The organism is Chryseobacterium sp. G0162, from assembly GCF_003815715.1.
Classification (GTDB): domain Bacteria; phylum Bacteroidota; class Bacteroidia; order Flavobacteriales; family Weeksellaceae; genus Chryseobacterium.
In genome coordinates this window covers 212,894-235,191 of record NZ_CP033922.1, presented here as the reverse complement: position 1 = coordinate 235,191, position 22,298 = coordinate 212,894, and the positions used below count along the sequence as shown (strand labels likewise).

The 22,298-nt window shown below is 36.6% G+C and carries 13 protein-coding genes; 5 read left to right on the top strand and 8 right to left on the bottom strand.

Annotated elements, in window-relative coordinates; genetic code table 11:
- Positions 1 to 39: 39 nt before the first annotated feature.
- From EG344_RS01145 to EG344_RS01130, 4 genes are all read left to right on the top strand, one after another.
- Positions 40 to 444 (top strand): hypothetical protein, encoded by a 405-nt coding sequence (locus EG344_RS01145; RefSeq protein ID WP_123907900.1) that lies wholly within the window; start codon positions 40 to 42, stop codon positions 442 to 444.
- Complete coding sequence (locus tag EG344_RS01140; RefSeq protein ID WP_123907899.1) at positions 444 to 980, top strand: DUF922 domain-containing protein; 537 nt, start codon at positions 444 to 446, stop codon at positions 978 to 980. Before EG344_RS01145 ends, EG344_RS01140 begins: the two co-directional genes overlap by 1 nt.
- Entirely contained in the window at positions 977 to 3,664 is a 2,688-nt protein-coding gene (locus tag EG344_RS01135) for a PD-(D/E)XK nuclease family protein (RefSeq protein ID WP_123907898.1), read from the top strand. The genes EG344_RS01140 and EG344_RS01135 overlap by 4 nt, the downstream gene beginning before the upstream one ends.
- A gap of 337 nt (positions 3,665 to 4,001) precedes the next feature.
- Complete coding sequence (locus tag EG344_RS01130) at positions 4,002 to 6,368, top strand: patatin-like phospholipase family protein (RefSeq protein WP_123907897.1); 2,367 nt, start codon at positions 4,002 to 4,004, stop codon at positions 6,366 to 6,368.
- Between the two features lie 159 nt (positions 6,369 to 6,527).
- Here the strand turns inward: EG344_RS01130 and EG344_RS01125 are convergent, their stop codons facing one another.
- The 8 genes from EG344_RS01125 to EG344_RS01090 all read right to left on the bottom strand — a co-directional run bounded on the left by EG344_RS01125 (position 6,528) and on the right by EG344_RS01090 (position 19,193).
- Positions 6,528 to 7,664, bottom strand: coding sequence for a cytochrome-c peroxidase (locus EG344_RS01125; protein ID WP_123907896.1), 1,137 nt, complete (start codon positions 7,662 to 7,664; stop codon positions 6,528 to 6,530).
- Between the two features lie 9 nt (positions 7,665 to 7,673).
- Positions 7,674 to 9,188: a DUF6850 family outer membrane beta-barrel protein gene (locus EG344_RS01120; RefSeq protein ID WP_123907895.1), complete on the bottom strand. Its 1,515-nt coding sequence runs from the start codon at positions 9,186 to 9,188 to the stop codon at positions 7,674 to 7,676.
- A 1-nt stretch (position 9,189) separates the two neighbouring features.
- Positions 9,190 to 10,410 (bottom strand): DUF4876 domain-containing protein, encoded by a 1,221-nt coding sequence (locus EG344_RS01115; protein ID WP_123907894.1) that lies wholly within the window; start codon positions 10,408 to 10,410, stop codon positions 9,190 to 9,192.
- 20 nt (positions 10,411 to 10,430) lie between these two features.
- A complete protein-coding gene (locus tag EG344_RS01110; protein ID WP_123907893.1) occupies positions 10,431 to 13,223 on the bottom strand; it encodes a TonB-dependent receptor plug domain-containing protein in 2,793 nt (930 codons plus the stop codon).
- A 548-nt stretch (positions 13,224 to 13,771) separates the two neighbouring features.
- Complete coding sequence (locus EG344_RS01105) at positions 13,772 to 15,727, bottom strand: T9SS type A sorting domain-containing protein (protein WP_123907892.1); 1,956 nt, start codon at positions 15,725 to 15,727, stop codon at positions 13,772 to 13,774.
- A 160-nt stretch (positions 15,728 to 15,887) separates the two neighbouring features.
- On the bottom strand, positions 15,888 to 17,066 hold the full coding sequence (locus EG344_RS01100) for an acyl-CoA dehydrogenase family protein (RefSeq protein ID WP_123907891.1): 1,179 nt from the start codon (positions 17,064 to 17,066) through the stop codon (positions 15,888 to 15,890).
- Between the two features lie 128 nt (positions 17,067 to 17,194).
- Positions 17,195 to 17,983: an NUDIX hydrolase gene (locus EG344_RS01095; protein ID WP_123907890.1), complete on the bottom strand. Its 789-nt coding sequence runs from the start codon at positions 17,981 to 17,983 to the stop codon at positions 17,195 to 17,197.
- Positions 17,984 to 17,999: 16 nt separating this feature from the next.
- Entirely contained in the window at positions 18,000 to 19,193 is a 1,194-nt protein-coding gene (locus tag EG344_RS01090) for an MFS transporter (protein WP_123907889.1), read from the bottom strand.
- Positions 19,194 to 19,371: 178 nt separating this feature from the next.
- On the opposite strand from EG344_RS01090, the gene EG344_RS01085 reads away from it, so the two are divergent.
- Positions 19,372 to 22,287 (top strand): SusC/RagA family TonB-linked outer membrane protein, encoded by a 2,916-nt coding sequence (locus tag EG344_RS01085; protein WP_123907888.1) that lies wholly within the window; start codon positions 19,372 to 19,374, stop codon positions 22,285 to 22,287.
- The last annotated feature ends 11 nt before the right edge of the window (positions 22,288 to 22,298 follow it).

The following is a 22,298-nucleotide window of genomic DNA, read 5'->3' as shown; positions in this document are numbered from 1 at the left end:
TTTGCTAAATATGTATTGGTAATCAGAAAATTAAAGATTATGAAAAAGTTTCTAAATATTGGATTTTCAGCATTATTGTTTGGCTTTGTATTGATTTCATGTAATGATGATGATTATCAGACCATAGAATCTATTGATAAGGTCAAAATAGACAGTGTAAAAATTACCAATGACACCATGGATGTCTTTGCGATACAGCGAATAAAAACTTATTCTACCTATTCATCTCAGTGCCAGGGGTTTTATGGATATGATTATATTCATAACGGTGATTTTGAAAGAACGGTTACTGCTTATAAGTACATTAGTAATGGTCCTTGTGCTCAAAAAAGTTACTCAGCGGTTAATCAGATAAATTTTAATCCACAAAAGATAGGGAAATATACTTTTACTTTCTGGAACGGAGGAAATAACTGGATTACAAAAACGATTGTAGTGAAATAATGAAATTGACTTTTGTATTCTGTCTATTGGTGGCAAATGCAGTGTTTGGACAGAAAATTATCTGGCAGGAAGGGCAAAAGCTGGTATGGGACAATTTTAAAAGTCCTGTCAACAGAAAAAACAATCCGGATGTTGCAGCTTATACCAATTGTGGTTGGGAATATTCTGTAGTGAAATCCTCCAATCCAAAGTCTCCAGTAACCATTGAAATAAAGACGATATTCAGTGAAGATAAATCCTGGAAAGACGTCAAAAAGATCAATGATTATATTTTATTGCATGAGCAGAAACACTTTGATATTGCGGAGCTTTTTGTAAGAAAATTCAGGAAGGCTGTTGCTGAAAATATCAGGAATTCCGGTGATTACGATAGATTATTTAAATCTATTTATAACTCGATATCCAAAGAGTACAAAAACTTTCAGATGGCCTATGACAGGGATACCCGTCATGGAATGAATGAAGAAAAACAAACAGAATATAATCTGGCCATCTCTCAAGAATTAGAAAACCTTAAAAGCTACCAAGCCCCTTGAAATTCCTCAATAAGATCATTCACGAACTGTTGGCACAAAACACAGATCTGTCTGCGTTTAACATCATCCTGCCCGGAAAACGTCCGATTGTATTTATCAGACAGATTCTGGAGGAAAACAACTATTCCGGATTTCTTCCCAACTTTTTTACCATCGAGGAACTGATTAACTCTATTGCTGACAAACAGGTTATCCAGGGAATTCCGCTTTGGCTTTTTTCATTCGATGTGTACCGAAGCCTGAACCTGATCCCCAGAGATAATTTCTCTGACTTTTTGAAGTGGTTTCCAACCCTGCAGAAGGATTGGGATGATATTCTGAAGTTTTCAGATAGTGACCAGGCGGTTTTACAGTACATGTTTGATGAGGAAAGGATTAAAGAATGGGCCCAGAACCTGGGTGAAGATGATGATGTACCCAGAAAGAAGTTTCTTAATTTCTGGCAGAACATGAATGTTTTTCTTCCCGAATTAAAAAACAGGTTACAGGAAAAGAACTGGGCGACTTCAGGAATGATTCACGAGGCTGCTAAAGCGAGTATCTCAGACTTTGCGAAGAATACCTCGGAGCATTTTGTTTTTTGCGGATTTAACGCCTTTACGCCGGTTGAAGAAAAATTGGTAAGAAGTCTTTTGCGGTGGAATAAAGCTCAGTGCTTTTTTCAGGCAGACCGTTATTACTTTAACGATGAAAGACAGGAGGCCGGAAAATTCCTCAGAAATCATAAGACATGGAAAGAATTTGATGATAGCAGGGCTTTCCAATGGATAGAAGATGACTTTAACCAACCTAAAAAGATCAAAGTATATGAAGTTTCCGGAAATGTAACGCAAACTAAAGTGTTGCCGGAGATCTTTAAGGAAATCAATAATAAGACTTACTCAAATACAGCGGTAGTTTTGCTGGATGAGAACCTTCTTCCTGCGAGTTTGGATGTGATGCATGGAGTAGACAACCTGAATATCACGATGGGGTTCCCATTGAAGAACCTGTCTTTTTCCAATGCTGTAAAACGACTTTTCTACCTGCAAAAACAGCTGGAAAAGAATAAAACTTCGTATTACTACAGGGATGTATTTCCTATTCTTGAAGAGCTTCCGAAATCAGCCAAAGATGAGCTAATCATCAATGATTTTAAAGCAAAGATAGAAGAAAGAAATATCGTTTATATTTCTAAAAAGCTTTTGAATGAACTTCTTGGAGAGTTATCTTACTTTGGTCTTCTGCAAAAAGCTGCAAGCACGAATGCTTATCTGGATATTCTGATATCGTTTTGTCATCAGGTGAAGTGGTTGGAAATAGATGATATTCAATATGAAAATGTATCTCATTTCGAGAATGCCTTCAGGATTATTAAAAACCAATTGACTCCGTATAATATCGAGATTAAAATGGAAACGCTGGAAATTCTCATCAACCAGCATATCAATTCTGAAAGTATCGATTTTCAGGGTGAGCCATTAAGAGGGTTGCAGATTATGGGATTGCTGGAAACACGTCTTCTGAATTTTGAAAATGTGATTCTGCTTTCGGTCAATGAAGGGAAACTTCCATTGGGAAATTCACAGAATACTTACATTCCTTTTGATATCAGAAGATTTTTTGATCTTCATACGTTTTTGGAAAATGACAGTATTTATGCCTATCACTTTTACAGGCTGATTCAGGATGCGAAAAATGTTCATTTGTTGTACAATGCATTAAGTTCGGGAGTGAATACGGGGGAAAAGAGCCGTTTTATTACCCAGATCGAAATGGAAAGTTCCCATGAGATTGAACACTTGATTATTGAGAATTCTTCAGAGCCCATTATTACAAAACCTATAGAGATTTCCAAGACGGAAATTGTAAGACAAAAACTTCAGAAATGGAAGGAGAAGGTATCAGCTTCCCACCTAACAAGCTACCTTTACAATCCCATTGATTTTTACTTATCTAAGATCTTAAACACTTCTGAGTCAGACGAAATTGAAGAGGAACTGTCGGTGAAAAATTATGGAAATTTAGTGCATTATACACTTCAAGAAGTTTATGAAGTATTGAAGGGTAAGGTTTTAAAAGAAAGTGATTTAGAGAAGTCAGTTAAAGCAATAGATGAGTATATTAATATTGCCATTGAGAAGCTGAAGCACCAGCCGGAGTTCTATGAAAAAGGGATGAACTATATCCACAAGGCGATTGCGAAAAAAGTAATTGAAAACGTTCTGAATCATGATCTGGATCTGGTTAAACAAGGCAATAAATTAGAGATCATTGACATCGAAAGAAAGTTCGAAAATGTAGAATTTTACCTCGATGGAAATGATAAAATTTCGTTCTTAGGATTTATTGACAGAATTGATAAACTGAATGGGACATTAAGGATTATTGATTATAAAACGGCTAAAATTAAAAACCTCCACGTAAAAATTGATGAGGATAATGTAGAAGGGTATTTCCATAACAGTGATAGAAAACAGGCGCTACAGCTTTGTATTTATCATTATGTGATACAGCATCTTCCGGAATTCTGGGGCTTTCCGATTGAAACCGGTATCTGGAGTTTTGCAGAAGCTAAAAAAGGAATGGTTCCTTTGGTGTTTGATAAGGGAGATATTGATGATGCAATGAGATCTGTTAAAAGTCTTATTCTGGAAATCCTGAATCCTGATATCAATTTTGTGGAAACAATAAAGTCTTATTAGGCTTATACAATCTTTTATCTTAGCCAGCGACCTTGCCAAAAGAATATGCTTAATAGACTTTTGCTTTAAAATTAAGTTATTTGCTTTGTCATTCTGTATTAGAAATCGAAGATTCGATGTAACCAATGAATGGTGTAAAATTGTAAATAAGTATCTTAAATTATTATAAAAACAACTTTCTATTTTTCCCAAAAATAATATTAATGAAAAGTATTTTTGGCGATATTTTTTTTACATTCTTCTTCAATAAGGAAATAGATAATGTTTTTTAGCAGCTTTTACGGTATAATTGTATATTTACTGTGAATTTTTTATACACATAAAAACAGGCTGTCTCATGAAAAAATTCCTGCTTTTGGGAACTGTCATTTTTTCTCTTTTTCTTAAATCCCAACAGATTAACGACTCTCTGAATATCAGATTACAAAATGTAACGAAGGACACCAAATTTGGTTTGGCTCTGAGTGGAGGGGGTGCCAAAGGATTTGCTCACATTGGAATTTTGAAAATGATAGATTCCTTAGGAATTAAGGTAGATTATATTACCGGAACCAGTATGGGGGGGATTTTGGGAGGTTTGTATGCAATGGGATATAATGCCGACGAACTGAAGAAAACTATTTACAAAGTAGACTGGAACAGGATTCTGAGCAATAAAATCCCCTACAGCAAAGTGAATATCAGTGAGAAGGATGAGTATGATAAATATATTCTTGAATTTCCGGTCGTAAAAGGAGTTCCAACGCTTCCCAGTTCCTACATTGAAGGGCAGTATATGGGGGAGGTCTTGAATACGCTAACCTTTAACGCAAAACATATCAATGATTTCAGTAAATTGAGGATTCCTGTAGAGCTTACTTCTTCAGATATTGAAAACGGAGGGCTGATTATGCAGAAGAAGGGATCTCTTCCCTTGGCTATTCGTTCTACTTTGGCTATTCCTGCAGCTTTTGCTCCGGTGTATATTGATGGAAAGTTATTAGTTGATGGCGGATTAGACCGGAATTATCCGGCTAATGAAGTTCGTCAGATGGGAGCAGATTTCGTTATCGGTGGCTATACCGGATTCAGGCTTTTTACCAAAAAAGAGATTGAAAATCCTATGAAAATGATCTACCAGACGCATGCCATCCGTTCTGTAGAGGATTTTAAGCATCAGAAGGCTTTATCCAACATTCTGGTTGACTTTGTAGACCCGTTGGGGGATATCACCACAAAAGACTTTGCAAGGTTCAGAAGGATCATTAAAATAGGAGAAGTAGAAGCCAGGAAGCATCTCCCTGAATTTGTTGCATTGGCAGAAGCTCAGAAAAGATTAGGGATCAAGTATGAACATGAAAAAATTGAGGAAGTAAAGCTTCCTACCACAAAATTTACCTTTAACGAGGAAAACGGAACTCCGCTTAGCGATGAAGTAGAAATTGCTGTGATTAAAAAGGAACTTGGGCTGACGGAAGGGAAGTATTATGATGTGAAAACCGTCAATGAAGCAATAGACAGAGTGTTTGGAGTGCGTCAATACGAAAAAGTTTATTACACTTATACCAATGAGGGCGATGGACTTACAATGAATATTTTCGTTAAAAAAGCTAAGAAAGGAGCTTTTAAGTTGGCTCTTCATTATGATACAGAGCAGTCGGTGGGGATTATTGTAAATTATACGTACCGGAATATCCTGGCAAACAGATCAAGGTTCCTGGCTACTATCGATATTTCAGAGCGTTTTAAGGCAAGGCTGGCTTACCAGCGTTTTTTGGGAAGCGGTGACCATTGGTGGATCGATCTTGAAGCTAAAATGGTTCATCTTAAAAGTAATGATTTAACATTTAGAACATTGGGATATGATGATGAAGATTACACCACAAAATTTCCTAACCACATTTATAGAAATATCACAGGAAAAGTAGCTTTAAATTATAATATCAACCCTAATGCTTTTATTTCTTTAGGAACAGAATTTAGCACGGAAAGAATGTATACTTTGCTGGATAAAATAGATCAGGCAAGGGCAGATATTTTTAGCAAAAAGCTTTATAATCACAGTAATTTTAACGCATTTCTTAAATTTGAGCAGAATAACCTGAACAAGAGATACTTTTCTACCAAAGGGAATCATCTTCAGGTAAGCACAAGATTGTATTTTGGAGATGAATATAAGTTGTATGATCTGCAAGTAGTACAGCCTCAGTTGTATCCCATCTTAAACCCTAAGAACCCTGATTATTTTGTCCCTAAGAACCTGGTATCATTTACGCTGAATGAAAACTTTGCCTATCCTATTACAAGAAGATTGGCAGCAAAGGTAAATCTGTTCCTTGGAACAAGCTTTGGTTCATACAGAGAAGACACAATACCTTACTTTTTTCTGAACCAGAAATACAATTTAGGAGGAAGTGAGTACAATTATGATTTGTTAAATCCTGAATTTAATGGACTTCGCCAGAAAGAGCTTCCTATGAACTCTGTAGCTAAAACAGGAATATCCCTTCAGTATAGAATTATGAAGAGATTATACATAACCCCTTCATTCAGTTATGGAAAAGTGAGTGAAGAGTTTTCTCCTTTTAATGACAGTTTCGAAATGTTCGGATATGGAGTCAATCTTGGCTATGAATCCCTTATAGGTCCTATTAATCTTAATATTTCCAGAAATAACCAACTTGATTTTTCCAGAATCTATTTCAGTATCGGGTTTAAGTTTTAAGAGAGTAAGGAACCCAGAAGCTGGAGATTGTTTTAAGGTAAGGAAGCCAAAAGATTAGGGAAGATGCTGCTTACCCCCTTTAAATTAATGAAAAAAGGCTGCCGGAAGTCATTTGTTCATCGTAACTTCCAGCCTCCTTCTTCCAGCTTTTAGCCCAATTTATTGTCTTGGAATTTCAGGTCTCGGCATTTTATAATAACTTCCTGACATGCTTTTCAGAAAAGCCACAATGGCATCTATCTCCTCATTATTGAGCTGTAATGCCTTCATCCTTTGATCGGTGACCGGAAATTTAGGATCAGCCTTCTTTTCTTCAGGACTGGGGTTAATCATTTGCATTCCGCTATTGTATAAATTAACAACTCCATGCAGATCATCCATTAATCCGTTGTGCATCCAAGGAGCGGTGTAATTCAGATCTCTTAAAGAAGGAGTTTTAAACTTGCCTACATCATTGGGATTGTTGGTAATATGATAAAGCCCAAGGTCTTCATATTCACGTTGGTAATAAGTGAGTCCTATGTTGTGAAATGATTCATCAGTCAGATATTTACCGTAATGACAATTCATACATCTTGCCTTAGTACGAAACAGGTGCATCCCATAGATTTCCTTATCACTCATGGCTTTGTGATCTCCTTTAATGAATTTATCCAGTTTACTCGGCTGGCTTCTGAGAGTACGCTGGAAAGTAGCCAGGGCACTGGCAATTTGGTTAAACGTAATCTTATCTGTATGATAAACATCCTTGAAAAGTTGTTTGTATTCCTTATATTTTGAAAGTTTCCCGGCCAGTTTTTCCGGTTTCATATTCATTTCGTTGTGAGCAGAGATGGGACCAACAAGTTGTTCTTCCAGCGTTTTAGCTCTTCCATCCCAGAAATAAGAAGCTCTGTCTGCAATATTATAAAGGGACTGTGTATTTCTTTTTCCCAACAGATGGTCGTTTCCTAATGCCACTTCCTGCCCGTCACTCCAGCCTAATTCAGGATTATGGCAGCTGCTGCATGAAACCTGACTTGATGAGGATAATTTCGGGTCAAAGAACAGTTTTTTTCCCAGCATTACCTCAGGAAGCTCCTGAGTTTCATAATAATTGGAATCCCATTCTATTGCTTCAAATTCTTTCCAGTTGACATCTCCATCTATGGAAGGTTTAGGCCAATACTGTATAGGTTTTTTGTATTGTGCTGCCACCTCTCCATAATCTGTAGTGTAGGTTCGTAAAGTATGTTGCATGCAAAATAGAGCAATTACGCCTATCAGCAGTATTAATTTAATATCTGAAAATTTCATGTTTTTTACTTAAAAAATACCTCCTATGGTTGCTGCAAAAAGCATATTGTTACCATTTTGGAAATTACTGTACATCATTTTACCCCCTACATAAGCATTCTTAATAACCGGAGCGTTGAAATGAAAATTAAGATCAAGTTTGGCCTGCCAGATGTCAGAAGACTGATATTTGTAATTTTCCTGTAGCATTTGCTGAATAGCAGGTTTTCCGGAAATATTGAAGACCGAATTTTTTTTATAGACATCCGTTACAGAAACTCCCGCAGAAATAGAAAGTGCAAGTTTGTCTGTGAATGTTTTCAGCCATTGAAAATCTGCGCCGTAGACCAGTTTATTTAAATCAATGATAGAAAGAGGAGTGTTATACTTTTCTTTTTCCTGAATCCATCCGAAGAAAGGAATCAGGGACGATTTTGCATCTTGATGTTCCATTGTTAAGAGCCCTTTTAATACCAGATTGGTTATCTGATGGGTGTATTTTTCTGCAGAACCAATTTGTATATAATTCCTTGAATTGTCATTAAGAAATAAGTTCTCAGTTCCTTTTCTGTTGGTATGGTTTCCGATGACAGAAAGTCCCCAGGAGATTCTGTCTGTTTCAAAAAACTTTCCTAATGAAAAATTAAATTGTTGTTCATCAATTTTGGAGGCATTAAGATCTGCATATTCGGTCAGAAGCTTATCAAGATTCAGTTTCTTGATTCCCGCAGTAAGATACCATGATCTGTTTTCTGCTTCAAAAATTTGTAAACCACCACCATAAGTCCAACCCTCATAATACGCCTGACGAAGTTTTCCTGAAAGCAGTTCATTATAGTTTCCCAGACCGTTCATATTGTAGATCATTGGAAATCCCTGATTGCTTACAAAACTCAGATAATGCTTTTGGGTATATTTTTCAGCTTCCACATAAGCTCCGATTTTAAACTTTTCAAACATCATTTTATTAACTCCCAGAGCCAATGAAAAGGTAGCAGAAGTATTCTTAGGCCTCGGATCAATATCACGATAGCTCAAACTAGCGCTGTAACTTCCCGTAATCCCCAGGGTATATGAATTGATTTTCTTAGAATATCCCCCTGAAAATGCATAATTTTCAAACTTCATGTCGCCCCCCACACTGTCTGCTGCTACGTAAGGGTAAATGATGTCATAATCAGCATTTTCATTCCATACTACCTGCTTGTTTTTTCCTTGTGAATAAGAAGCATTCCCCCAAACTACAGTTTTCGGATCCAATATCTGGTGGGTACGTGCTTCTGCACCCCAGAGATTTTTTCCTTTGCCCTTTTGCTGGATTTCATTGGGAGTATCATTGTTTTGGGTGAATATATTAAAAACTGTAATCTGATACTTCCTTGAGCCCAACCTATTGGCCGGATTGGTGTTGATGTCGTTTTTGAGTAGCCTTTCATAGCTATACTCCTCACGAATCTTCTTCATGATTGTATCATTGTCCTGACCATATATTTCAGAACCAAGAAAAAGAGCAGGCAGGATCAGTATGGATTGAAAATGTTTCATTTTAGTTGAATAATGACGGTTTTACACCATGTTCAAAATCTGCGGTGGAGTTATTGGTATCTTTTAAGATGTCTTTACCTTCTGCATTTTTTCCGATAACTTTTCTGCGGACTGCTTTTCCAAAACGGTTTTTATCACCATCAAAAGATGTTACTGAGGTCCATCCCATGTCTAAAGAAGGAGAAGTAACCAACCATAGGAAAGAATCCTGTACACTTAAGTTCACTGCATCTGTGATCCATTCGTTCGGAATTTTAACAGCTGTTCCGTCCATAGGATAAACATCTCCTTCGAAAGTAAGATTGTAAGTATAAGTGTATGAGTTCTGACTGATTAATGACTCATTGGTCATTCCCTGTGGCATACGTGCTAAAGCGTAAGCATAATATCCCTGCGTGTGGATCACCATTTTTTCAAATACATTTACCATTTTAGGGACTGCAGGATTATCAATATCATCAGAGTCTTCCTTGAAGATCTGGAAATTAGCGTGAGATAAATTGATGGATGACGGATTGAATTCTTTATGATTAATGGCATCTTCTGCAATGATAATAGAGGCTCCAGGTAATACCGGATACGTTGTTCCATTTCCTGGAATTCTGATGATGGCTCCGGCAGAAAATGTGGTTCCCATAATATTAGGACTGTAATCCTGCTTTTCATTCGTCATAAATGCAGATTGTATCAGCAACATCCCGTCAGCATATAATGTTTTGTCTGTATTATTGGTTATTTTAAAATATTGGTCACCAAAATACATGGCTCCTTGTGGAGTTTTAGTTCCCGTAAAGAATACTTCTTCAAGGATAAGGTCGCTGCTTCCTGCTTTCATTGAAATGTCAATAATTTTGGTCTGTTCAGTGCCATTGATGACAACACTGGTCTGAACTCCACCTACTTTTGCTTCTATGGCCACCGAATTATCAGTATAGATAATGCTTCCTTCCACAGTAATATTATAAGTTCCCGTTGGAAGAACCTTTTTCAGAGAATTGGTGTTTTTAAGCACCTCAGTAGCTGTAAAACCGGTATTCAATTCCTTAAAGCTTATCGTAAGAGTTTTATATTCTTTGACCTGAATGTTTTCCGGAACTACTTTCAGCTGAAGGTTTAACGTAGTTTGTGCCTGAGTTTCAGGGGCATCGGAATCTGACGAACATGCCGCAAGACTTAATACAGCACACAATAGTAATAGTGTTCTAAATAATTGTTTTAACATAACTTATTGGTTTGAAATTGTTATAAATTGAAATTGATCTCCATCCCGAAATACGGATCATAAGTCCCTTTTCTGTTGATCGTAAATCCATTAACGCTATAAGGAGCGTAATAACTGAAAAGTCTGTTGGCAAACATGGAAACGATAACAGTCTTATTTCTGAAGCTTTTGGTTACCTTAAGATTAAGATTGGCTTCCAATGGTCTTCTGGTAGCGTTATACCGGTCCCCATTCTGAGCAATAATCAATCTTTCAAGAATGGTTTCTCTGGCTGTACCAGGGTCGAATGGGAATATATTACCGTTTTGATCTACATAATGGCTTGGAATTCCGTTCATCGGATCTAGTTTTCTCATCGAATACCATGAAAACTGGAAAGAGGTAGAGAAGATCAGATCTAACTTTGGAATGTAGGTATCCATCATCAGATTTGTATTCAGTATTTCGTTTACAGAATTAGGCTCCATTCCATTATAAAGACCAAGATAAGGATAAGGTCTCCCGTTAATCAATAGATCAGGTCTTTTGTAGGCTGGCAGGCTGTTCCCATATTTTGTACGAAACCAGGCACCACTCAATGTAAATCTTGTATTAATGGCAGGTATTCTGTTGGAAGAATATTGAAATTCCACCCCTTCCTTGTCTATTTTACTTCCATTTCGCTGGGCAGAATACATGAAGTTTTCTGTTATAAGCTGATAGGGAAGTGTGTTGACATCTGGTGGAGAAGTTATGGTTTCGTGGTTAAGAGCAGAGGTATCGTATTTTTTATATTGATAGCCAGCATATTCATTCATAGACCGGAATGCGTTGTGCATCTTTTCCTTAAAAACAGTTACGGATAATTGATGAAGCCCAAGGCTAAAATCGATCCTTGCCTCAAACTTTTCATTGACAGCAGGCTCTATTTCCGGGTTCTGAGGATTATAGATCATCGTTTTATAGTTCACTCTTCTATAATTCTGATTAGAATGGAAATAATTGAGTTGCTGGATATCTTTATAAATCAATTCCGGGTATAGCAGATTAAGGTCCGGGAATAAACTCTGTTTACCATAGCCTAATGTTAATGCAAGTTGAGCCTTTTTATGCATCAGGCTGAATTCCGGAAGATTCCATTGAAGGTTGATTCTTGGGTCCAGATATACTTTTCCGTTCATTTTAAACTGAGTAGGAAGATTCAGCATTGAGTTTCCTCTTAATCCCAATGCTAATGCCAGCTGATGCTGACCAAGATTTGCCGTGCTGATCGTTTCTAAAAACAAGGCAGAAGTAGAATAGGCCGGAACATCACGATAGGCGCGTGGTCTGAAGGTTGCTTTAGGATCTATAGGCTTATAAACATCAAATAATTGTCCCTGACCCCAGTTTTTGCTTAATTGCCAGTCGAATCCTGTGTTGATTTCATTTTTTATAGCTTTAAAATTCCATTGGAAATTATTAACCATTTTCACAAAAATATCAAGCGGTTTACCATCTACCGTATAGTCTGAAATGTATCGAGCTTCAGGATAATAACCATCGTATTCACCCTCAGTTCTTGAAAGTGGGAAAGCAGTGGCGTTTTCCAACTGGATAAATTTGGTTTGTTTTATTTTGTCGAATCTTTGATTGACGGTTGCCTGAATCTCTGTTGATCTGTAAAAAGAAGGTTCTGTTTTTGTGTAATTAAATACATTCGAAAGGCTTACCAGATGATTGTTGACTTCATATGAATTTAATTGAGATAGATCTACATCCGGATCGGTCTTTGAACCATCCAGTGAACCTGTATAACTCAAATGGGTCTGCCATCTGAATATGCCATGATTGCGTTGTTTTTCTTTTGCTAAAGCAAAATTGGCTGTAATTCTTTTATAGTTTTCCAGCTGGTCTCTTGGATCAGATTTAGCATTCAGATAATCAATTCCGGCATTGATTTTTAGGTTTTGCTCCTTATCTTCAAATCCCTTGCTAATAGCAAATAATTTACTGTAACCGTCTGCTTTAAATCTGGATTTCCATGGGGTATATCCTGATTTATTGGTGATTTTAACAATTCCGGAGGTAAGATTTCCGTAAATTACTGAAGGAATCCCACGCAGAATCTCCACTTTTTCAATCTGGTCTGTTGAAATGCTTCGCATATCTACACCGCTTGTTAGATTGAGCCGTCTTTTCAGTCCGTTATTGCTCTTGTCTAAAAAATCATAGGTATATTGAAGGTTAGCCCCGGAGTTCAATGGAGCACCATCTACCAGAAATGTAGTTCCCATGGCAGAAGTATTGTAATCATTGCCAGGGTTACCTGTTTCACGAAGCGTTATTTTATTCACCTGATTCAGAACTGGGTCTCCGGATCGTCCTCCCGGAAGAAGTTCCAGAAGATCTGTAAAACTGGAAGGCTGCAAATGCTGCATAGCACGCTGATTGATGACAGAAGATGAAGTTAGCCCCTTACTTTCTTTGGCTGTAATAATCACTTCTTCAATAGAATTGATTTTGTCTGCCAGTGAAAAGGTAAATACTTCAGGTTTTGTGATGGTAATCTTACCAGAATATTGAACGATATTATTTTTATGAATTTCAATAGTATACTGACCGGGGATAACAGAAATAACTGCAACACCTTTATCGTTGGTAGAGGCGGAGTATATAGTTTTAGCGGATAGAATTTTAATTTCTGAATCGGCTGCTGGTTCAGAATGATTATTTTTTATTTCAAATGAAACAGTCGCAGACCGGTCTTGCGATTGAGCTGTTGAAAATGCAGTGAGAAATAAAAATGTGAAAATTTGTGTTTTAAAAGGGAATCGAGGATCGTTTGGTACCATCTGGCATTATTCTTCCGGCAAAGGTAGGAGGCCACAGATAAGATTACTAATTTTATTTAGAATAATTTAAAATAATTGATAAAAATCAGTTTACTTGCTTTATTGATTTTATCATTTTTTGATCTTAAAAATTAGGTTTGTTTTGGTGTATGTTGTTGTTTAATAGTGTTTTATTTTTATTTCATATGAAAGTTGTGAAATTGTATTTCTAATTTTTATTGTTAGAATTATTCTTTACAGAATGAGGTGTTTTTGTTAAAGAATAGCATAAATTTAAACCATTATGACCTAATAAGATTTTAAGTAAAATTAAGTTTCATCAAAGATGACAGGGAAGGTAGCTTAACCAATAGTTTTTAGCTATGATCTTCACTTTTCTTAATCCTTAAACAGAAGCTTAATGGCTTAAATTATCGTAAACGCCTTGGAAATTCGTGTAATCTGTGGAAGATAAATTATTGTAAATAAAATAGTTGGTTGATCAAAAAAGCACTCCATTGCTGGAGTGCCAAAATTAACTTGAAAATGATATATAAAAAGGATTGATGCTATAGTTTAACTTTTTTATTGATTGTTTTTCCATTGGAAAGAGTCATTTGTACTACATAAACTCCCTGTTCCATGTTTTTTGATTCGAATTGCTGCGAATTCACATCCTGCTGAAGGAGTAAAGTTCCTGAGATACTGTATATGCTGATATTTTTAATATTATTATTAGCTCTGGCTCTGATCTGTTTGTTCTGAGCAAAGATATCTGTACTGTTTTCCAGTTTGTTACTTCCAATATTTTTATTGAACTGCAGATTATAATAGGAGGTCACTATTTCGAATGTATATTTCTGTGCATCCAGATCTTGTAAGTTAATGCCATTGTTTTCCTGATACTGATCTTTGGAAATGGTTTGAACCAGATTTTTATTTTCATCAAAAATATGAACCGCTGAAAGTTCGTTCTCATCAATCTTTAATTTTAAAACTGAATTGTTTTCCGATTGTACAACTTCATTTTCAGCCACTTCTTTAGGAGTATTCTTGATGTATGGAAGCATTTTATCCTTATGGTTTTCCGATACTTTTAACAGATATACACCATCTTTTAAAGTGGTTAAGCTACGATCATTTGCTGATCTGCTGCTAGCATTTTCTGTATTGAAATCAGTAACTTCAATCAACTGCATATTTCCGAGGTCAGGTTTTATCTGGGAGGAAAATAGAGTAGGCGTTTCTGATGAAGATGCTGTTGACTGTTTTCCAAAAATAGATCCCACTACAGCCCATTGATTAAAAAGACCGCCGCTTCTTAAGGTGTTGAATTTAGCATTAGAAGCCAGAACAAATGGAACAGTACCTCCTACATGCCCGATAGGTCCCCAGTAGAAAGAGTCCAGTTTATATTTATTCAGATCCCACCATGCATAATAACCACGTTGTACATCAATAGTTTTGGAAGTATTTTCAGGTGGAATGGCTAAATCTACTGTAGAATGGCCTAGCGTCATAGGAGTTTTATTATACCAGTCGTATACATCTTTAGGTTTCAGACATTGTCTGAATTTATGATTGGGATTATTGGTCACATCATTCACAAAATTGGTTGTGAACATTTTTCTCCATAGAAACGGTCCCCACAGCAGACCTCCGTTGTCCTGAACAACATGATAATTGTATTTGTCAAGATATTCTGCGGAAATAACTTCCGAAATATCATTAGTATATGTTTTATATCCTGTATTGTTACAGCTGTGAAGAACATTGGCCAGGAAGGAACTAAACGGATAAATATCTTTTTCTAAAACACCTTTCTTTAAAGTGGTTTCCGACATGTCGTAAGGTCCGTCTCCCATATAAGCATACTTAAATTTCAGGTTGCCGGGATTGGAAACGTTCAGCCTTTTTAGAGTAGACATTGCTGCATGAGCCCCTTGTGAATAGCCTGCTAAGAAATATTCATCATACCGTTTTACTCCCAATTGGGTCAGTGCTTTATTAGCTGCAGTAACAAAATCAATCGTAGCACCCGCTTCAGTAGCATAATCTACATAAGGATGTACACCATCTCCGTCACCCATTCCTACATAATCGGGAGCCATTAAAATGTAGCCGTTGAGAACATAAGAAAGTTCTACAACAAATCCAGCTGTCAGGGTTCCTTTAAAATTGGAAGGAACATTATGCCTGCTATCAGTAGTTCCGTGGTCAGAAACTACGGTGGAAAGTTTCATATTGACATTAGGATACATCAGGAGACCTGTTGCTTTTACAAGAATATTGTTTTCATTTTTGGTATAATAGGTTATTTTATATCCTTTTAAACCCACATTGAAACCATTCAGATAATTTACAAAGTCCGGAGCATTTTGTTCACCAAGATTATTGGCAATAAAATTAATAACTCCCTGCGGCGTTAAATCCAGTTTCTGTTCGGCGCTTACAAGGTCTCCTGCCTGTTGAGCAAAGTAGAATGGAGCTGTAAGTCCTATTAAAAAAGTTGTTATTTTCTTCATATAGTGATTTTTTAATAGTGTTAAGGTAATAACTTTAATAAATTCACAAAAATATTCGGACAATAACAATTATTCATTGAATATTAAATTCTCTGGAAGGTGAGTAAAATAAAAGAGCCTGATCCAAAGACCAGACTCTCAGTTTTATATTTTACTTTTCTTAGAAAGCGTTGATACCTGTAATATCTAAACCGGTGATTAACAAATGAACGTCATGAGTTCCTTCATAAGTAATAACAGACTCCAGATTGGCAGCATGTCTCATCATCGGGAATTCCCCCATGATACCCATTCCTCCCAGAATCTGTCTTGATTCTCTTGCAATGTCAATCGCCATTTTTACGTTGTTACGTTTAGCCATTGAAATTTGTGCTGGAGTTGCCTTATGTTCATTTTTAAGGTTTCCTAATTGAAGACATAGTAACTGCGCTTTTGTAATCTCAGTTAAGAATTCAGCTAATTTTTTCTGTTGAAGCTGGTAAGAACCGATAGGCTTACCAAACTGCTTTCTCTCTTTAGAATACTGAACAGCTGTACAGTAGCAGTCAATAGCTGCTCCGATTACTCCCCATGAAATTCCGTATCTGGCAGAGTTCAGACAAGATAAAGGACCTTTTAGCCCTGTCACTCCCGGAAGTAGGTTTTCTTTAGGAACTTTTACGTCATTGAATACCAATTCTCCGGTTTTTGAAGCTCTTAAACTCCATTTATTGTGTGTTTCCGGAGTAGTGAATCCTTCCATTCCTCTTTCAACGATTATTCCCTGTATTTTTCCTTCCTCATTCTTTGCCCATACCACTGCAATGTCGCAAAGCGGAGAATTCGTGATCCACATTTTAGCCCCATTCAAAAGATAATGATCGCCCATATTTTTGATATAAGTCTCCATAGAACTCGGATCAGAACCATGGTTAGGCTCGGTTAATCCAAAAGAACCAATCATTTCTCCTGCAGCAAGCTTTGGAAGGTATTTTTTCTTTTGCTCTTCAGAACCGAACTCATTAATGGGAAACATAACCAAAGAACTCTGTACAGAAGCTGCAGAACGAACTGCAGAATCTCCTCTTTCCAACTCCTGCATAATAAGACCATAAGATATCTGATCTAATCCGGAACCACCATACTCAACCGGAATATATGGACCTAATGCTCCTATTTTTCCTAGTTCTCTCATAAGACCGGGAAGATCTGTATGATTTTGAGCTGCCTGATCTATCTGCGGCATTACAAAACTTTCAACCCAGTCTCTGATAGATTGGCGGATCAGTTTGTGTTCTTCAGTAAGTAAAGCATCAATTCCATAATAATCAGGGATGCTTGTAAGAGGATAATATGACATGATTTTTTGATTTTGTTAAAAATAACATTTTTCGTGGTGTTTGAGAAATTTTTTTGAAAACTTATCTAAAGACTGGTTTTCAAAGAGATAATGCTTTTTTTTCCTGTTTAAGGGATAAAATTAACATTTTAAGTTACCTCATCGTTGGAGATAGGGTACTGATTAGTGGCATTGTGTACCTCAGTTTTAAATTTATAAAGGTACGGAGCTTTATTAGCAGAACCGTCGTATAGTTTTTCTAATCTGTCAAGAATATTGAGGCTTAATATTTTTCGTTGGAAATTATTTCTTCTGAATTTCTGCCCTAAAATAGTTTCATAAAGAGCCTGAAGATCCTTCATGGTAAATTTTTCAGGAAGAAGGTTACTGGCTGCTACTTCGGTATTGATATTCATTCTAAGGTATTCCAGCCCTGTTTCTATGATCCTGTCGTGGTCGAAAGCCATCTTGGGAAGATTGTTCACTTCAAACCATTCACAGCTTTCATTAAAAGCATCCGGAAAAGTATTGGTCAATGAAAAATCGATAAGGCTGCAATAGCCTACCGTAATAAATCTTTGAAAGATCCAGTGATCTTCCGGTACTTCTATCCCTTTATTTCTAAGAAGGATTTGGTGAACATTATTTTCTGTACGGTCAATCCTTCCAAACGTATGGAATTGTTTTAAAAACAAATCTTTAAGATGGGTTCGTTCGTACAAAACCCGTTCTGCAGCTTCCCTAAGATCCTCATCATTGAAAACAAAACCACCTGGGAGCGACCACAGATCCAGATCGTGATACTTCAATAACAATACTTTCAGAATGTTATTGTGAAATCCGAATATCGTACAGTCTACAGAAATATGAGCAACGAAATCCTTGGTGTCGATCAGTTCCTGAAGTGTTTCTTTACTTTTTGTGTCTTTGATTTTCATGGTTGTAAAAATAAAACTATTTTCTATATTTTCTTTTTGAGACGTTAAAATATATCAAACTAATCACAAAAAGAAGAATTACAGAGCATAAAATATATAATGGATAAAAGTTTAATAGCTGCTTTCCAAAGAGTATAGCCATAATAATGGAGCTCACGGAACTTCCCAGAGAAGAGAAAATAACAATAAGAGAGGTAAACAGATTGATCTTTTCCTTATCTACTAAAGCAATCATTTTTGAATTGACAACCGGATAGAGTGGTGACAGAAATAATCCTATCACTGGAAACAGAAAGAGAATCATTTTAGAATCTTCAGAATCAAAATACTGAATTCCTAAAATTACAAGCAATAAAGCAATAATAAGGGATATGCATGTGATATAATATTTTGATAGTGAAAATCTACGGATAATATTAGCAGTAACGGTTCTTCCTGCATAGGAGAAAAGGGATAGGAAGGAGGTTGCCTGGAGTGCAAAAAATGAATTCACTTTCAGATGGTTCTTATAAAAAGAGGGAAGCCACGAATTGAATCCTTGTTCTACAAAAACAATAAAGAAGATCACGGCAAGAAATAAAGCAACCACAGGGGTTGTGAATCCGGATAATTCAACGAAAATACTTTTGCTTTCCGATGGCTTAGATTCTGTTATTTCTGCTTTTGAAAGTAGGAATATGGTTACAGCTGATAAGGCGGCAATCAACAGAAATCCAAATCTCCAGAATTCAGAATACTGGCTGGAGATGAGCCATCCAAAACCTGTATTTACTGCAAAGATCCCTATCATAAAGGACGCTTCCACACTGTTCATCGTTTTGGCTAAAGATTTTTCATCCGAAATATTATTTCTGATGATTCCGAATACACATATTTTCCCAATTGCAAAACAAGCTCCGATAATAGCAAACCATACTTTATAAAACCAAAATTCTTCTATAAAAGGAAGCAGGCAAGAACAAAATCCTACGATAGCCAAAGCAGCAATCAATGCTCTTTTTGATCCTGTTTTATTGATAAAGCTCACGGCAAACAGAGAGATAAATGCAATAGGAAGATCTTTAAAAGATTCCAAAAATCCGAGCTCTCCATAGGTGATATTGGTATCTGCAAGCTGAAGAATAATAAGTCCCATACAGTTTAGCACCATAGAGAAAATAAGGAAGGTCAGTTTTAACGGAAGAGAAATTTTAGAAAGCTTAGCGGTCATTTCGGGAGTTAACTTTATTGAATTTTTAGAGCTTTTTGTGAATAATTGATGCGAAGATATGGCTTTTAACCCTCAATAATAAACGAAATTTCAAAATATTTATTAATATAATGTTAATTAATTGAAAAAAAATATATTTTTATTGTCTCAATTTGAGAATTAAAACAAATAGCTGTATATGAATGTAAGAATATCGAGAAATTTAGGAGTGATCGCCGTCCTCTATTTTACGGCTAACTTCAGTGGCCAGACAAAAAAGGACACGCTTTCTAAAGAGAATAAAATAGATGAGATTGTAGTCATTGGTTACGGAACTCAGAAGAAGTCTAATGTAACCGGAGCTATCGCAAGTATTAAAGCGAGTGACATAGAAAACATTCCAACCGGTAAGCCGGAACAGGTATTACAGGGAAGGGCTGCAGGGGTTTCTGTCGTTACCAATTCCGGGCAGCCCGGTGCTGCTGCAACGGTTCGAGTCCGTGGTATTACCAGTTTTGGAGCCGGAAGTAATAGTCCGTTATGGGTAGTAGATGGTATTGTAGTGGATAATATCGGGTGGCTTAACCAATCTGACATAGAAAGTATTGAAGTGTTGAAAGACGGGGCATCATCCGCAATCTATGGAGTTTCTGCTGCAAAAGGGGTAATTCTGGTTACCACAAAAAAAGGGAAAAAAGGGAAACTGGTACTTTCTTATAATGGATTTTATGGGTTCTCAAATGCGTCTAAAAAATTGGACCTTCTGGATGCCACTCAGTATGCAAAAATTATTAATGAAGGTTTTGTAAATGATGGACAGGCCCCACGTTTCACCAATCCTGAATCATTTGGAAAAGGTACAAACTGGCAGGATACTATTTTTGGAACAGGAGAAAAATCCTCTCATGAAGTAAGTATTACCGGAGGCAATGATAAATCAAGCTATTATACATCGTTTGGATATTTTGATCAGACGGGTATTGTAATGACTGATATATCCTACTATAAAAGAATCAATGCCAGATTCAATTCCACTCACAAGGTTACAGATTATTTAACGTTAGGACAAACGTTTGCTTATACTCATACCAAATCTCAGGGAGTAAGTGCTAATGAAGAATATGGAGGGCCTTTAGCTTCTGCAGTGAACCTGGATCCAATTACACCGGAAGTGGTTACAGATTGGTCGAAGGTAGATCCAAGTGGTTACACAGATCCTTATATCATTCGTGATCCCAATGGTAATCCGTACGGGATTTCGCGGTATGTAAACAATGAAATGACGAACCCAAGAGCTTTTCGTTCCATTCAGCAGGGAAATTACAACTGGTCTGATGATTTTGTAGGAAATGTTTTTGCTGAGCTTAAGTTTCTTGACCATTTTACCTTCAAGTCAAGTTTAAATGGTAAAAAATCGTATTGGGGAAGCCGCACCTTTACTCCTAAATATTATTTAAGCCCCAACTACAGAAATACAGGTTTCAACAGTCTGAACAAAGTGGATGAAAATAAGTTTGAATGGAGCATGGAAAATACATTGACCTATCAGAATAAATTTGGGGATCACAACTTAAGCATTTTGATAGGACAAGGAGTATATCGATATAATGTATCAGGTGGGGCCAGCTTAACTTACAGTAATTTACCTATTGATAGCTGGCAGGATGCTTCTTTTAATTTTGATATTCCTCAGGATGATATTACAGCCAAAGGATGGGATGGGATTCAAACCCGTAAAGCTTCTTATTTTGGTAGAATTATTTATGATTATGCTGATAAATATTTATTTACAGGAACCATTCGTAGAGATGGGTCTTCAAAATTTGCCACCAACCAGCATTGGGGAACTTTCCCGTCTATGTCTTTAGGATGGAATGCGCATAAAGAAGATTTCTGGCCAGAAAATAAGGTGATTAATAGCTTGAAACTAAGAGGAGGATATGGTGTTTTAGGAAATGATGAAATGGAGAACTTCAGATTCGCAAGTTTTATGGTTTCAGGAAGTAACTATACCAATTCAGGAAATAATATCATTATAGGATATGCTCCAAGCACATTGGAAAACCCAAATCTGAAATGGGAACAAACCAGCCAGCTGAATATTGCTGCAGACTTTAAGCTATTCAATAATTTCACTCTTACCGCAGATTGGTATAAGAAGAAAACGACTGATATTTTAAGACAGATTAACATTCCCGGTTATGTAGGGGTTCCTAATTTACCTTGGTCAAACGTAGGGGATATGGAAAACTCGGGATTGGAACTCGAATTGGGATATAAAAAGAATTGGGAAGACTTCAGTATATCTGTAAACGGAAATTTTGCAACAATCAAAAACAAAGTTTTGCGATTAGAGAATGATATTGATTATTTCAATCTTGCCTCTTTCCAGACGATGGGAGCTGTATCAAGAGTCGCGGTAGGGCAGCCTTACGGATCTTTTTACGGACAGACCTACAGTGGTGTGTTTCAAAATCAGGCGCAAATTGATGCCTATGTAAATGCTAGTGGTGGTAAGCTGTTGCCTAATGCTAAACCAGGAGATTTTATCTGGCAGGATAATAACGGTGATGGTAAAATTGATGAAGAAGACAAAATGAATTTAGGAAGTTCTATCCCAAAATATACCTTTGGGCTTACCGTTAATATGAATTATAAAAACTTTGATTTCATGATATTTGCTCAAGGGCAAGCTGGCAACAAAATTTTCCAGGGATTAAGAAGACTGGATATTCTTGACGCGAATTATCAGACAAAGATTTTAGACCGATGGACAGGAGAGGGTTCTACCAATACAAGTCCGAGAGTGACCAGGGATGATCCTAACCATAATTATTCATGGATGTCTAACTATTACCTTCAGAAAGGAGATTATGTACGTATAAAAATTATTCAGTTGGGGTATACACTTCCTCAAGACGTTACCAGCCGATTTGGAATGAGTAAAGTGAGATTATATATCACCGGAGAAAACCTTTTCACTTTTACAAAATATACTGGATATGATCCGGAAATTGCAGGAAGAAATAATTCTGAACAAGATATTATCGGAGTTGACAGAGCTTACTATCCACAGGCAAGAACATTCTTACTGGGGGCAAACATTCAATTTTAATACATAATAAC